This is a genomic window from Mesorhizobium sp. M4A.F.Ca.ET.022.05.2.1, assembly GCF_003998845.1.
GTDB lineage: Bacteria > Pseudomonadota > Alphaproteobacteria > Rhizobiales > Rhizobiaceae > Mesorhizobium.
Genome location: NZ_RZOJ01000138.1, coordinates 1 through 13,498, shown reverse-complemented (window position 1 = coordinate 13,498; position 13,498 = coordinate 1). Strand labels below are relative to the sequence as shown.

The window sequence follows — 13,498 nt, the reverse complement described above, 5'->3', positions numbered from 1 at the left end:
CCGGGTGCGGATCCATTCATTTTCGGAGAGAAAATGCGCCCGCCGCTCCATCATCGTCTTGCCCTCGAGCAACGGACCGCCGCCGGCGACCAGCCTGACCGGATTGCCGCAGGTATGGCCGTCGATGCAGGTGAAGGTTTTTTTGGCCATGATGCTTCCTAGAGCAATTTCAGGAAAAGTGTGAAGCGGTTAAGTTCGGCGCCTTCGCCGTAACCTTCTGTCCGGAATTGCGTCAAGACAAGAAGACTGTTCAAAACCGCTGCGGGCCGAAGGGGGCGAGATCGACGGGCGGAGTCTGACCGAGAACGAGATCGCGGATCAAGCGCCCGGTTGCCGCTGCCTGCGTCAGGCCGAGGTGGCCGTGACCGAAAGCGTAGAAAATGTTCGGCGCGCGCGCCCGGCCGATGACGGGCAGCGAATCCGGCAGCGATGGGCGATACCCCATCCATTCGCGCCCGCCGGACGGATCGAGCCCCGGCAGGAAACGCCTGGCCTTTTCCAGCATGGCCTTCGACCGCGCGAAATTGGGCGGGCGCTCGATGCCGCCGAGTTCGACGGCGCCGCCGACGCGCACGCCCGTTTCCAGCGGCGTGATGACGAAGCCGTGCCCGGAGAAGATCAGCTGCCGCTTCACGTCGAAGGCCGACACGGGGAGCGTCGTGTTGTAGCCGCGCTCGGTCTCCAGCGGGATGTGCTCGCCGACGTCCCTGGCCAAAAGATGCGACCATGCGCCCGCGGCGATGACGAGTTGGTTTGCCCTCCGGGTCGTGCCGTCGGCAAGCACGATCGTCGCGCCATCCGCTCCGGCCTCGATCCGCTCGACGCGTGCGTGCCCGAAGCGGGCGCCAAGCCGTTCGGCATGGGCCCAGACCGCCTTGCCGAGCAGCCTGGGGTCGGCGACCGTTTTCCAGCCCGGCACGAAGGTGCCCTTGATGAAGCGCGGCGAAAGGCCGGGCTGCAGCGCAGCGAGATCCGCACCGTCGACATGGCTGAAGCCGATGCCGTAGCGCTCACGCGCCGCCCAGCCGGACAGCGAGGCGTGGAACTCGGCCTCGCTCTCGTAGAGTTCCAGCGAGCCGTCCTCGCGTAGCATTGGCCTCGTGCCAGAGCGGTCGAGCAGACCCATCCACTCCGCTTCGGCAAGCCTCATCATCGCGGCCTGTGCGGCGAGGCTCGTCTCGTAGCGGTCGCCGCGCCCGGCGCGCCAAAAGCGGACCAACCATGGCAGCAGCTTCGGCAGATAGGCCGGCGGGATGCTGAGCGGGCCGAGCGGATCGGCAAGCCATTTCGGCAATTGCCGGATCATGCCCTTGTGCGCCAGCGGCAGCACGTCGGTGAAGGCGAAGGCGGCGGCATTGCCCGAGCTCGTTTCCTCGCAGATGCCCGTCCGATCGAAGATCGTGACGTTGCGCCCGGCCTCGGCGAGATAGGTGGCGGCGCAGATGCCGATGATACCGCCGCCGATGATGGCGATGTCTTCACCTTCTCCCCGTTCACGGGGAGAAGGTGCCCGAAGGGCGGATGAGGGGCGGCGCCCCTCCTCGGTCTCATCGGAATTTTCCTGCACGCGAATGCTATTCCTCTATTCGGCTGCCACCAGCTTGTCCGGCGATCGAGGAGACGCCTGCAGCGCCGGCAGTTTCGGCCGCACTGCCAACGCATCCCGAACGATCTTTTCCACCGCCTTGCGGCGCTCGCCCGACAGCGGCCGGCGCGGCATCCGAACGCGATCATTGGTATCGATCCCCAGCACTTCAGCAAGCTTGATGTTTTGGACCAGATAGGTCGAGACATCGAGGTCGAGCAGCGGCCGGAACCAGCGATAGATCTCGAGCGCCTCCTCGCGCCGGCCCTGCTTCATCAGCTGGTAGATCGCCACCGTCTCGCGCGGGAAGGCGGTGACCAGCCCCGCCACCCAGCCGACGGCCCCGACCGACAGTGCCTCGAAGGCAAGATTGTCGACGCCAGTGAACAGATCGTAGCGGTCGCCGAGCCGGTTGATGATCTCCGTCGAGCGACGGATGTCGTCGGAGGATTCCTTGATGGCGACGAAGCGCGTGTCGGACGCCAGCTCCTCCATCTGGTCGACTGTGACGTCGACCCGGTACGCCAGCCGGTTCGAGTAGATCATGACCGGCAGGTCGCCGGCATCGGCCACGGCGCGCAGGGCGGCGACCGTCTCTTCCGGGTCGGTATGGTAGATCGGGCTGGGAACCACCATCAGCCCGCTGGCCCCGGCCTGCCCGGCACGGCGCGCGATGCTTGCCGCCTCGCGGGTGCCGGGCTCGTTCACGGTGAGCAGCACCGGCTTCCCTCCGGCGACCTTCTGCGCCGTCTTGAGCACCTCGATCTTCTCGTCATGCGACAGCATCGGCCCTTCGCCGAGCGAGCCGCAGACGATGATGCCGTCGCAGCCGGCCTCCATCTGCAGCGCGTAGCAGCGCTCCATTTCGGCATGATCGAGACGGTCGTCCTCGGTGAATTTGCTCGTGACGGCGGGAAAAACTCCAGTCCACATGGCAGCGTCTCCAATCTGATATATCAGTGATATATCTAGTAAGAAACGGTCTGTCAATGCGGAATCCGTTATGATATATGGAAAATATATCAGGAGACGCGATGGCTCTGTTGGAAGATATATCTCATTTCGAGCCCGCGGCTGCGAAGGCCTATCGCGCGCTCGAGCATATGATCGTCACGCTCGAGCTGGCGCCGGCGAGCTTCGTCACCGAGGGCGCGCTGATCGAGCGTCTCGGGCTCGGCCGCACGCCGGTGCGCGAGGCGATCCAGCGTCTGGCCTGGGAGGGTCTGCTCGACGTCAGGCCCCGCGCCGGCATCGCGATCGCGCCGCTTCATCCCGGAGACTGGCTGCGCGTGATCGATGCCAGGCGTGGCGTCGAGGTGGTGCTGGCGCGTTCGGCCGCCCGCTTCGTCACCCGCGAGGCGGCGGACCTGTTTCATGACGCCGCGCTTGCCATGCAGAAGGCGGTCATCTCGGGCAATGTGCTGGCCTTCATCCAGGCCGACAAGGCGCTCGACGAGGCACTCGCGCTGGCCGCCGACAACCCCTTCGCCGCGCGGGTGGCGGCGCCCCTGCAGACGCACAGCCGACGTTTCTGGTTCCGCTACAAGTCGGATACCGGCCTTGCCGAATCGGCCGAGCACCACGTCGCGCTGATCCGCTCGATCCTCGCCGGCGACGAGGAAGCCGCCGCCAAGGATGCCAAGCGCCTGATGGCGTTGCTGCGCGGCCATGCGGAGGTCGCCGCCACGCGCTGAGCGCTCCCGATCAGTATCGCGCGTCATGGCCGGTCGGCGCAGCCACGCTTTCCCAACTGTTGCCGGCCGCGATGATGCAGCTCGTGCCGTCGACGTCGGTGACGATGATGGTCCAGGTTCCGCTCTGGCCGACGAACACTTCCATGATCGCGACCTGGCCGATCAACCCGAAGGCAAACTGCCGTTCCTGGAAATTCTCGCTTAGATGGGCAACCAGAGCGCTATGCTTGACACAGTGCTGGTATTGAGCGCCCGAGCTGTTCGTACCCATCGCCAGCGCGCCGGCGAGGACCAGGTTTCTCACCCAACCCAAAAAGGACTTGCGTGCCATGGGGCACCTCCTTTTGCCATCGCGTCCCGGCAAAAGGAGACAGCCTCATTTTGCCGGAGCCACCCAGGCCGGTTCCGACGTCATCATCGCGTCGTTCCTTTCTGCGTTCCGGTCTGCCACTAATGGGAACTTCTGGATGTTCCCATTATGTTCCATATATGGTGACGGCAACGGCAAAGCGCAAGCGGGTGCCTCGTCAGGCGCTTGCCGATTCTAATGCTAGCAAAGCAGAAGCGTGCTCAGGTACCCGGCAGCGCGGCCACCTTGCGTTGTATGGTCCCAGCCTTCCCCGGCCGAAATAACGCAACTCAGCCCGTGCGTGTCGGTTGCCAGGATGGTCCAGGTGCCCTGTTCGGAAACGAAAACCTCGAGGATGACGCTGCGGTTGACCAGGCCGCGCGCGGTCTCGCTTTCATGGAACTTCTCGCCCAGCGCCTTGATGATGTCGGTCCGCGCCGCGCATTGCCCGGCCGCGTTTGACTGGCCGGCTGCCGCGAACATCGCGGCGGCGGCAACGACCGTCGTTGCCACGAGATATCGTGCCATCTGACACCTCCTCGCGCCAGACGAGAACCCCGGCTGCAACCGGCGCTGTTTGATTGGCCTGCACCTTGGCAGGGATATAGGCTAAGACGGAGGGCACCCGCTTGGTTCCATCCACTTTGTAGATTCGCGAACAAGCGTATCGGCAAAAATCCGAAAAAGGCCCGGATACGACCGGGCCTTCCTCTGATCATCTCCCAATTCCTGGATCAGTTCATCGTCGGGATGACGAACTCGGCGCCGTCCTTGATGCCTGCCGCGCGCCCGCAACCGCATCGCGGCGAGGACGCGCAAACCAGGAAACGTCCGGTCAGTTCATCGTCGGGATGACGAACTCGGCGCCGTCCTTGATGCCGGACGGCCAGCGCGAGGTGACCGTTTTGGTCTTGGTGTAGAAGCGGAACGCATCCGGGCCGTGCTGGTTGAGATCGCCGAAGGACGACGCCTTCCAGCCACCGAAGGTGTAGTAGGCGATCGGCACCGGGATCGGCACGTTAACGCCGACCATGCCGACCTGGACACGCGAGGCGAAGTCACGCGCGGCATCGCCGTCGCGGGTGAAGATGGCGACGCCATTGCCCATCTCGTGATCGTTGGCGAGCTTGATGGCGTTCTCATAGGTCGGCGCGCGCACCACCGAGAGCACCGGCCCGAAGATCTCTTCCTTGTAGATGCGCATGTCGGCCGTCACATTGTCGAACAGGCAGCCGCCCATATAGTAGCCATTCTCGTAGCCCTGCATCGTAAAGCCGCGACCGTCGACGACGAGCTTGGCGCCTTCCCTGACGCCGATATCGACATAGCCCTTGACGCGCTCCAGCGCCTGCGCCGTCACCAGCGGGCCGAAATCGGCGGACGAATCCGTCGACGGGCCGACCTTCAGGCTTTCGACGCGCGGTATGAGCTTTTCCATTAGCCGGTTGGCGGTGTCGTTGCCGACCGGAACCGCCACCGAGATCGCCATGCAGCGCTCGCCGGCCGAGCCGTAGCCGGCGCCGATCAGCGCGTCGACCGTCTGGTCGAGGTCGGCGTCGGGCATGATGATCATGTGGTTCTTGGCACCGCCGAAGCACTGCACGCGCTTGCCGGCCGCGGTGCCACGCGAATAGATGTAGTGGGCGATCGGCGTCGAACCGACGAAGCCGACGGCCTTGATGTCGGGATCGTCGAGGATGGCGTCGACGACTTCCTTGTCGCCGTTGACGACATTGAGGATGCCGGCCGGCAGGCCGGCCTCGATGAACAGTTCGGCAATGCGGATCGGCACGCCCGGATCACGCTCGGAAGGCTTCAGGATGAAGGCGTTACCGCATGCGATCGCCGGCGCAATCTTCCACAGCGGGATCATCGCCGGGAAATTGAACGGCGTGATGCCGGCGACGACGCCGAGCGGCTGGCGCATCGAGTAGACGTCGATGCCGGGGCCGGCGCCGTCGGTGAACTCGCCCTTCATCATGTGCGGCGCTCCGATGCAGACCTCGACCACTTCCAGGCCGCGCTGGATGTCGCCCTTGGCGTCGGCGATCGTCTTGCCATGCTCGCGCGCCAGGATGTCGGCCAGTTCGTCATAGTCGCGCTGCACCAGTTCGAGGAACTTCATCAGCACGCGCACGCGCCGCTGCGGGTTGGTGGCCGCCCACTGGGGCTGCGCCGCCTTGGCGTTCTCGACAGCCGCGCGCAGTTCCGCCTGCGAAGCCAGCGCCACCGTGCCGCGCACGGAACCGTCCATCGGCTGCATCACGTCCTGCTTGCGGCCGCTGGTCCCGGCGACACGCTTGCCGCCGATGAAATGACCGTAATCGATCATGGTTTCTCTCCCTGTGTTTTGATGATGGCGCATTGTCCGCCTTTGCCGGAGCGAAGGCAACGCGAGCGAAAACGCAACCGTTGTGCAAAAAATAGACAACGATGGGCAGCTGTGCATTAATTGTCGCAAATGGCGAGTTGCTGAAAGGGATCGAAGATTGCAGGCTGGACAAAGGGGACAGGCGGCAAAGGCAGTGCTCGCGACTAATCCGGACCATCCGGCATGAACTGGGATGACGTCCGCATCTTTCTCGCCGTGGCGCGCGCCGGCCAGATCCTCGGCGCGGCGAAGCGCCTGGAGCTCAACCACGCCACCGTCTCGCGCCGGATCGCGGCGCTCGAGGAGGCGCTGCGGACGAAGCTTTTCCGCCGCCTGACCACGGGCAGCGAGCTGACGCCGGCCGGCGAACGCTTCCTCGACATAGCCGAGCGCATGGAGAGCGACATGATCGCCGCGCGCTCGACCGTTGCCGGCGAAGGCGACGATATCTCGGGCACGGTGCGCATCGGCGCGCCCGACGGTTTTGGCGTTGCCTTCCTGGCGAAACGGCTGGGAGAACTGACCGCCCTTCACCGCGAGCTCACCATCCAGCTGGTGCCGGTGCCGCGCTCCTTCTCGCTGTCCAGGCGCGAGGCCGACATCGCCATCACCGTCGAACGCCCGACCGAGGGCCGGCTGGTGGCGGGCAAGCTGGTCGACTACACGCTCGGCCTGTTCGCCTCGCGCGCCTATGCCGAGGCCCATAGCTTGCCGACGACGCCGGCCGAGCTCGGCCGGCACACGCTGATTGGCTACGTGCCGGACCTCATCGTCAGCCCCTCGCTCGACTATGCCGCCGAGTTCAGCGCCGACTGGCGCACCAGCTTTGCCATCTCCTCGGCACTCGGCCAGGCCGAGGCGGTGCGTTCCGGCGCAGGCATCGGCATCCTGCACACGTTCGTCGCCCGCTCGATGCCGGAACTGGTTCTCGTCGACATCGTCGCGCCGATCCGCCGCGCCTACTGGCTGGTCTATCACGAATCGGTGAGGCCGCTGCGCCGGGTGCAGATCGTCGCCAACTTCATCACCCGGGCGGTGGAAAGGGAGCGCGCTCTGTTCGTCTGACTCGCCCGCCTTGCGCTTGCCACAAAATCGGCGAGTGTGGCATCCGCCTATTGAGCGGCTTTAAAGCCCGGGCGGGGACTTTTCGGAAAGCTGGCGCGGAGAAAATGCGAGCCGTTCTTGCCATCCTGCCGCTGGCCTTCCTCTCGGCTTGCGCCAACCCGTGGACGAAAGTGCCGGAGGCGGAGCTGCCAAAGCCGATCCGCACTGCGATGGCGCGCCCTTCGCCCTTCGTCATCGGCAACTATTGCGGGCCGGGCACCCGCTCCGGCGACCTGTCGCTGCGGCCGGTCGACCGTCTCGACGCCGCGTGCCAGGTCCACGACGCCTGCTACATCGCCCGCCACAACCATTGCGACTGCGACGGCGCCCTTGTCGCCTCGGCGCGAGCGATCCGCGTCGACAAGAGCGCGACGAGGGCGATGCGCGACGAGGCCGAACTCCTGATCGCCACGTTCGCCGTCCCCGTCTGCAAGATCTTCCCGCAAGGCTTCATGCCGCCACGCGATCCGGCCCAGCTCAAGGCCATGAACGGGGCCACCGGGTGACGCGGCGCAATTTCGGATGCCTGGCCCTGCTCTGGCTGGCGCTGGCGGCAACGGCTGGCTGCGCCGGCATGCCCGGCCGTTCCGCCTGCGATTTCTTTCCGGGCGATGATACCTGCGACCGGCCGTCGGTCTCGGCCGACACCACCGGCACCGAGATCGCAACCGCACAATACTTCGGGAATGACGGCAACGGCGCCTACGAGAAGCGGTTCCAGGCGCTGCTCGCCCAGAGCCGGCTCGACGCGCTCGATCGCAAGAACGGCACCGGCCGTTTCGGCCATGACTGGCGTGATGTCCAGAACAGCCGTTTCCAGGCGACCTACCGGACGCTGCAGCGGCTGGCGAGGCCGCTCGACAAGACCGAGCTGACGCCAACCCGCGATAAGCCCGGCGAGGATCATTTCACCGGGCGCTGGCGCATGTCGCGCCAGACGCTCTATCTCGATGCCGCCGCCCGGCCTTTCGCGCCGAGGATATTCAGCTTTTCCGGACTGGAGGCGCGCTCGGTCGAGATCGTGCTTCGTCAGGCCGGCCGGAAGCCGATCGACATAGCTGGCACCTGCGACGGGCCGCTGGCAATCCGCGCCTCGGGACGATCAAGCAGCATTGCGGCGGGCTCGGCGTTTCATCTCAGCCTGCCGGCGGCAGAAACATCAGCAAGCCTGTTTCCCGGTGAAGCGCTGACCCGCTGCGACCTGCGTGTCCGCTCCGACCTCGCCCCCGCCGGCGCACCGCTGACCATCCTGCGCGAGGAGGTCGCCGACCCATGGGTCGCCGCGCTCGACAGCCGCTACGATCGCTGTCCGGTGCCCGATCCGTCGGGGCTGAAGGAACTGGACCGTGTGTTCTATGCCGGCCGCTGGCTGTCGCAGACCTGCGCGCTGCCGCTCGGCAAACCGCTTTTGCTGCGCAAGTCGCGCGATGGGTTCAACGCCAAGGTCGAGGCCTTGCTGGGCACAAGGCTTTCCGACAGCGCCCTCGACAAGGCCGATCCGGAGCTGCCGCTCGACTTCACCCATGCGCCGAAACTCAGGCTGATCTATCTGTCGTCACTGGAGTTCAAGGCGGACTTTTCCGGCCGCGTCATGGAGCGGCTGGTCCGCCACCATGCCGCCTTGGGCACCAAGGTGCGCATCCTGGTCACCGATGTGCTGGAGCGCGAGAAGGACGACGCCCTGCTGCACCGGCTGGCGGCGGAATTCCCCAATGTCCAGCTTCAGGAATACCGCTGGCGGGCCGACCATGGCGCGCCGATCGACGAGCAGATCTCACAGCTGCACAAGACCCATCACGTCAAGATGCTGGCGGCGCTGGCCGACGATCCCGGCCGTTCGCGCGTCATCATCGGCGGCCGCAACATCCATGACGGCTTCCTGTTCCACAGACCGGTCGACCTGTCGCGCTATCCGGACCTGCAGCAATACGGCAGGACCGACGGCTTGTCGCTGAACTACTATTCGAACTGGAGCGACTTCGACATCGAGTTCGCCGATCCGGCGACGGTCCAGACGCTCGCCGCGCATCTGTCGACCGTATGGCTGCGCGATGCCGACACCAATATCTCGCGGCCGTTTTCGATTCCGGTCCGCGCCAGGGGCCGGCTCCCGCAAGGCGTCGCCCGGCATTTCATCTCCGTGCCCTATGAGGACGGGCACGCGCTGGAGAACTATTTCGTCGAATTGATCGACACCGCCGAGCACCATATCCAGATCGTCAATCCTTACCTGAATTTGACGCCGAAGCTCGCGCTGGCCTTCGACCGGGCGCTGGCGAGAGGCGTCAGGATCGACATTGTCGGCCGCATCGACCTCAAGGGCGATATCGGCGGCAAGTTCCTCACCGCGCTCAACAAGCTGTTCGTCGAGAAGTACGGCGACCGCATCGACATCCGCGAATTCAAGGCGCCCGACGTGGTGCTGCATTCCAAGATCATGATGATCGATGAGCGGCTGGTGGCGATCTCGTCGGTCAACCTCAACAACCGCAGCTTCTTCCATGACTCGGAGAACGGCGTGACCGTTCTCGACCCCGCCTTCTATGCCAGGATGAGGCCGGTTTATGACGACTACCTCGCGCACTCGAACCCGGTCGCCACCAATGTGACGATCCCCTGGGCCTACAGGCTGCTGTTCAGCCAGAGCTGGGTGAAGCAGGCATTTTGATTCATGTCGCCCAAAAGCATGCAGCGGTTTTCGGACAACGACATGCACAAAGCTTAAGGCCGCCGCACTATTTCAGGTAGCGTTCCGGCCCGAGGTCGTGCGCGTTGATCTCCGGCACCCGGCTGGAGATGATGTCGGCCAGCACCTTGGCCGAGCCGCAGGCCATGGTCCAGCCGAGCGTGCCGTGGCCGGTGTTGAGATAGAGGTTTGACAGCTCACTGCGGCCGACCAGCGGAGGCCCGTCCGGCGTCATTGGCCGCAAGCCGCACCAGAAGGTCGCGGTCTTGAGATCGCCGCCGCCCGGGAAGAGATCGCCGACCGAATGCTCCAGCGTACGCCGGCGCGACTCGTGCAGCCTCATATCGAAGCCTGAAATCTCAGCCGTGCCGCCGACGCGGATGCGATCGCCGAGCCTGGTGATCGCCACCTTGTAGGTCTCGTCCATCACCGTCGAGACGGGCGCGGCATCGGCATCCTTGATCGGCACGGTGATCGAATAGCCCTTGACCGGGTAGACCGGGATTGGCCGTTTCACCCGGCGCATTGCCTGCGCTGAATAGCTGCCCATCGCCATCACATAGGCATCCGCCGCCTTCCAGCCCTTGCTGGTGTGGATGTTGTGCACACGGTTGCGGCTGCGGATGATTCGCCTGATCACGGTGTCGTATTCGAAGGTGACGCCGCGCGCCACGCAGAGCTCCGCCAGCCGGTCGGTGAACATCTTGCAGTCGCCGGTTTCGTCGCCCGGCAGCCTGAGACCGCCGACAAATTTTCCGCGCACGCCGGCCAGCGCCGGCTCGGCGGCGATGCAGCCCTCGGCGTCGAGGACTTCATAGGGGACGCCGTATTTCTTCAGCACCTCGACGTCGCCGCCGGTGCCGTCGAGCTGCTTTTGCGTACGGAAAAGCTGCAGCGTGCCCTTGGCCCGCTCGTCATAGGCGATGCCGGTCGTCTGGCGCAGCGTCTTCAGCGTATCGCGGCTGTATTCAGCAAGCGGCACCATGCGCGACTTGTTGAGCGCATAGCGCTCGGCCGTGCAGTTGCGCAGCATCTTCAAGAGCCATGTCCACATATGCGGATCGAAGGCCGGCCGCACCACCAGCGGGCCATGCTTCATCAGCAGCCATTTGATCGCCTTCAGCGGGATGCCCGGGCCGGCCCAGGGCGAGGCATAGCCTGGCGAGACCTCGCCGGCATTGGCGAAGCTGGTTTCCAGTGCCGGACCTTTCTGGCGATCGAACACCGTCACCTCGTGGCCGGCCTCGGCGAGGAAGTAAGCGGTGGTGACCCCGATCACACCGCCGCCCAGCACGAAGATCTTCATCGCATCGCTCTCCACGACGACGTCTGGTCAGGGCTCTCACTGTCATGTGGCGCATGATCCTTGCGCGAAGATCGTTGCCGATTTTCGGAGCCATGCGCAGGCCGGGGTCGTCGCCCACTGTCTGCCGGATTTTGCGGCGTCCGCCAAGTGGCCGCGCCAGGCCGCGATATTGAAAAACCTCAGCCGCCCACATAGCGCCGGTGAAAACGCGGTCCGAGGCTGGTCAGGATCTCGTAGCCGATCGTGCCGGCATGGCCGGCCGCGTCGTCGACGCTCTGTGACGTACCAAGCAGTTCGACCAGATCGCCTTCGCCGAGCCTGCCGGGCGGCAAGGCGGAAATGTCGAGTATGATCGAATCCATCGACACCCTTCCGACAAAGGGCAACCGCACGTTCTCGAACCAGGCGGCCGAGGCGGCGCGCCGGTGCCAGCCATCGGCATAGCCGAGCGAAATCGTCGCCAGCCTGAGCGCATCCTGCGCGCGATAGGTGTGGCCGTAGCCGACGCCTGCCCCCTTCTCGACGCTTCGCGTCTGCACGACCTTGGCCTGCAGCCGCACCACTGGCAGCATCGGGTTCGGATCCGTCGGCGTCGGATTGATGCCGTAGAGCGCCGCCCCGGGGCGGACGAGATCGAACTGGAAGGCCGGCCCGAGAAAGATGCCGGAGGAATTGGCCAGCGAAGCCGGCGCCTCGGGCAGCATCTTGCGCAAGCGCTCGAACGTCAGCCACTGCCGCTCGTTGGCCGGATGTGCCGGCTCGTCCGCGCAGGCGAGATGGCTCATGACCAGGGTGACCGCAATACCTTCGAAGGAATCGGGCTTGTGGCTCAGCTCTTCGACCTCCGCCGGCGGCATGCCGAGCCTGGACATGCCGCTGTCGACCTGGATCGCGGCCGGCAGCTTGCGGCCGGCCTGTTGACCAGCCTCGCTCCAGGCCGTGAGTTGCGTTGAGCTGTTGATGACGACGCAAAGGCCGGCTTCGACGGCCTCGTTTTCCGAGCCCGGCGGCAGCCCGTTCAGCACATGGATCACCGGGCCGGGCCCGAGCGCCTTGCGCAGCGCAATGCCTTCGGAGAGCAGCGCGACGAAGAAGCTGGTGCAGCCTTCCGCCGCCAGCGTCGCCGCCACCGCCGCGGCGCCCAGCCCATAGCCGTCGGCCTTGACCACGCCGGCGCAATGGGCGCTGCCCGCCCGCGCTTTCAGCCGCCGGTAGTTCTCCCTGATGGCGCCGAGATCGATGCTCAGGATCGCCCCGGCCACGGCCTCGCTGACCGGTCCGGCAGCTTCTGTGTTCGGGATAGGCCTTTCGGCGGCGTCGTCCATGCCGGCCCCCATTGCATCGGCCATCAATAGAGCATGATCGCTAAAAGTTGGAACCCGGTTTTTGGAAAGACGTGTTTGCGCCTTATGAGACCAGGTGCTGAAACGCCGCAACCACCTCCTCATAGACCTGGCGCTTGAACGGCACGATCAGGCCGGGCAGGTCCTGCATCGGCCGCCACGCCCATTTGTCGAACTCGGCGGTGTGGCCGCCCGGCGGCGGATTGATCTGGATTTCACCGACATCGCCATGGAAGCGGTAGGCGAACCATTTCTGCGTCTGGCCGCGATAGCGCCCTTTGAGGGCGACGCCGACCAGATGCGCCGGCAGATCGTAGTTGATCCAGTCCGGCGCCTCGGCGAGCAGCGAGACCGAGCGCATGCCGGTTTCCTCGTAGAGCTCCCGCTCCGCCGCCTCGAGCGGCTCCTCGCCCTTGTCGATGCCGCCCTGCGGCATCTGCCAGAGCTGCGTCGTGCCGGAGAACTCGCTGTCCGATTCGGCGATGCGATGGCCGACCCAGACCAGCCCGTCGCCATTGAGGATCATCAGGCCGACGCATGGACGGTAAGGCAGGGTTTCGGGATCGACGTTTTTGGCCATAAATGAAAGTTCCAGCCGTTTTGAGAATTCGCTCCGGCGAGGCAGGTGGCGAGCGATTTCGAGAACCGGAACGGAGCGTACTTAAAGGACGTGAACAGCGCGTATGACCCCGAAAATCGAAACCGATGTTTCGGAAAGGATCATACGCAAATCAAAAAAGCTATAGCGTCCTTTGCCCATCCAAAGGACGCGCGGCGCTGTAGACGCGCAGAAAACGTCGCCAGATGCCCGCCGGAGTAAAATTATCGGGACGGCTGTTAGCCTTTTTGCGGATCGATCGCTACCGCCGAGATCGGCACGATCTCGATGCCGCGTTTTTTCGCCTCGGCCACCCAGGCCGAAACCGTGTCGACCGTGAGATCGAAGGCCGAGCCGATGCCGACGGCGGTGCCCTTGGCCCGCGCGGTGGCTTCCAGCTCGTCCAGCTTCTTCAGGATCGCGCCGCGATCCTGAAGAAGCTGGACGAGCTGGAAGCCACCG

At 65.0% G+C, this 13,498-nt stretch carries 14 protein-coding genes; 4 read left to right on the top strand and 10 right to left on the bottom strand.

The genetic code is table 11. The features are described 5' to 3' along the window. From EN745_RS16825 to EN745_RS16815, 3 genes are all read right to left on the bottom strand, one after another. Positions 1 to 150 (bottom strand): proline racemase family protein (locus EN745_RS16825; protein ID WP_189363070.1); only part of this gene is annotated, 150 nt, incomplete at its 3' end. A 100-nt stretch (positions 151 to 250) separates the two neighbouring features. After that, on the bottom strand, positions 251 to 1,567 hold the full coding sequence (locus tag EN745_RS16820) for an FAD-dependent oxidoreductase (protein ID WP_126057817.1): 1,317 nt from the start codon (positions 1,565 to 1,567) through the stop codon (positions 251 to 253). Positions 1,568 to 1,582: 15 nt separating this feature from the next. Continuing rightward, entirely contained in the window at positions 1,583 to 2,518 is a 936-nt protein-coding gene (locus EN745_RS16815) for a dihydrodipicolinate synthase family protein (RefSeq protein ID WP_127421797.1), read from the bottom strand. Between the two features lie 101 nt (positions 2,519 to 2,619). Between EN745_RS16815 and EN745_RS16810 the strand changes: the two genes are divergently transcribed. Continuing rightward, the gene (locus tag EN745_RS16810; RefSeq protein ID WP_126057815.1) at positions 2,620 to 3,279 is read left to right on the top strand and encodes a GntR family transcriptional regulator; all 660 of its coding nucleotides are present in this window, start codon (positions 2,620 to 2,622) and stop codon (positions 3,277 to 3,279) included. A gap of 10 nt (positions 3,280 to 3,289) precedes the next feature. On the opposite strand, the gene EN745_RS16805 is transcribed toward EN745_RS16810, so the two are convergent. The 3 genes from EN745_RS16805 to EN745_RS16795 form a co-directional block, all read right to left on the bottom strand. Beyond that, entirely contained in the window at positions 3,290 to 3,610 is a 321-nt protein-coding gene (locus EN745_RS16805; protein ID WP_126057814.1) for a hypothetical protein, read from the bottom strand. 219 nt (positions 3,611 to 3,829) lie between these two features. Next, positions 3,830 to 4,156, bottom strand: coding sequence for a hypothetical protein (locus tag EN745_RS16800; RefSeq protein ID WP_189363069.1), 327 nt, complete (start codon positions 4,154 to 4,156; stop codon positions 3,830 to 3,832). Positions 4,157 to 4,463: 307 nt separating this feature from the next. Next, the gene (locus EN745_RS16795; RefSeq protein WP_126057812.1) at positions 4,464 to 5,960 is read right to left on the bottom strand and encodes a CoA-acylating methylmalonate-semialdehyde dehydrogenase; all 1,497 of its coding nucleotides are present in this window, start codon (positions 5,958 to 5,960) and stop codon (positions 4,464 to 4,466) included. Positions 5,961 to 6,182: 222 nt separating this feature from the next. Between EN745_RS16795 and EN745_RS16790 the strand changes: the two genes are divergently transcribed. From EN745_RS16790 to EN745_RS16780, 3 genes are all read left to right on the top strand, one after another. Then, positions 6,183 to 7,064, top strand: coding sequence for a LysR family transcriptional regulator (locus EN745_RS16790; RefSeq protein WP_126057811.1), 882 nt, complete (start codon positions 6,183 to 6,185; stop codon positions 7,062 to 7,064). Positions 7,065 to 7,168: 104 nt separating this feature from the next. After that, a complete protein-coding gene (locus EN745_RS16785) occupies positions 7,169 to 7,609 on the top strand; it encodes a hypothetical protein (RefSeq protein WP_127421796.1) in 441 nt (146 codons plus the stop codon). A 68-nt stretch (positions 7,610 to 7,677) separates the two neighbouring features. Beyond that, complete coding sequence (locus EN745_RS16780) at positions 7,678 to 9,771, top strand: phosphatidylserine/phosphatidylglycerophosphate/cardiolipin synthase family protein (protein ID WP_127421798.1); 2,094 nt, start codon at positions 7,678 to 7,680, stop codon at positions 9,769 to 9,771. Positions 9,772 to 9,838: 67 nt separating this feature from the next. On the opposite strand, the gene EN745_RS16775 is transcribed toward EN745_RS16780, so the two are convergent. From EN745_RS16775 to EN745_RS16760, 4 genes are all read right to left on the bottom strand, one after another. Beyond that, positions 9,839 to 11,095, bottom strand: coding sequence for a D-amino acid dehydrogenase (locus EN745_RS16775; RefSeq protein WP_127404980.1), 1,257 nt, complete (start codon positions 11,093 to 11,095; stop codon positions 9,839 to 9,841). A 179-nt stretch (positions 11,096 to 11,274) separates the two neighbouring features. Continuing rightward, a complete protein-coding gene (gene alr / locus EN745_RS16770) occupies positions 11,275 to 12,420 on the bottom strand; it encodes an alanine racemase (RefSeq protein WP_127404979.1) in 1,146 nt (381 codons plus the stop codon). Between the two features lie 82 nt (positions 12,421 to 12,502). Beyond that, positions 12,503 to 13,018 carry an RNA pyrophosphohydrolase gene (locus EN745_RS16765; RefSeq protein WP_127404978.1) on the bottom strand — a complete coding sequence of 172 codons (516 nt, stop codon included), beginning with the start codon at positions 13,016 to 13,018 and terminating at the stop codon, positions 12,503 to 12,505. Positions 13,019 to 13,275: 257 nt separating this feature from the next. Beyond that, a partial coding sequence (locus EN745_RS16760) for a divergent polysaccharide deacetylase family protein (protein ID WP_189363068.1) occupies positions 13,276 to 13,498 on the bottom strand: 223 nt, incomplete at its 5' end.